The following is a 916-nucleotide window of genomic DNA, read 5'->3' as shown; positions in this document are numbered from 1 at the left end:
AAGAAATATTCATAATTTTTCTTATTAAATAAATCAGATAGCAAACCTTGCTTGGTTACGATTTGGTTGGTTTTCTTATTCCAAGTGACAACAAATCCCTCTCCATGAACTCTCGGATTGTGAAAGTTAGTATCGACTTTTCTGATTAAGTTGCTCAAATTAGAGACGCTTTCATGCATGGTAGGATTCTCTTCTAGGTTTTTTAAATTGTTTAATAGCTTCGCTTAACACGCCTTTTTTTAGCTTTAGTAGCATCCTCAGCTTTTTATCTGCTCTACAATCTCTGTACTGCGCTAACGCCTTATCTCGCTGAATTCTTAAATCCGCTTTAATTTGCTCGTACTGTTTTCTGGTGCAAGCAATGGCAAACAATTGATTCAATCGTTTGAATTTTTCATCCAACTCTGTAAGCATCATGTCGTAATGCTCATATGCGCTTTCATCGGTGACATATTGCGCTTGGATCAGCGTCTGTTTTATATAAATTGATGCAGTTAAAAATGCAGTGATATTTCTCTTCTTTAAACTTTCATTCAAACTAGGCATCGCGAGCAATTGGTAAATTAACTCTTCCGCTCCCTCTTCAAAAATTAACGTAATCAAGTAAGAGGTTGCCTTATCGTCAAGTTGATTATTTCCTTCTAACACACGGTGCATAAGACTAAAAACAAAAATTCTTACAATCATTAAAGTTAAAACACACTGTTCACTATCAGAAAGTATACTTTTTAGTATTTTTAATAAATGAGATGCATCACTATATAAATAGCCAGAAAAATAGTAACGAAGCACCGCAAAACTAGGGCACTTTTTACCCTTATCCAACCCAAGCTCATAGCTTTTAGAAAATATATACTCCAATGACAAAACTTCAGACTCACTTTCAAATTCAATTGAGTAGGCTAGAGTATTAAAC

At 34.4% G+C, this 916-nt stretch carries 1 protein-coding gene; it reads right to left on the bottom strand.

The genetic code is table 11. The annotated features are described in order from the left end of the window. Window positions 1-171 precede the first annotated feature (171 nt). On the bottom strand, window positions 172-916 hold a 745-nt coding region (locus L1D50_RS23105; RefSeq protein ID WP_239966946.1), incomplete at its 5' end, for a hypothetical protein.

The sequence above is a fragment of the Pseudoalteromonas sp. Isolate6 genome (assembly GCF_022398435.1).
Taxonomy (GTDB): Bacteria; Pseudomonadota; Gammaproteobacteria; order Enterobacterales; family Alteromonadaceae; genus Pseudoalteromonas; species Pseudoalteromonas galatheae.
This window is presented reverse-complemented; position numbering and strand designations above follow the sequence as displayed.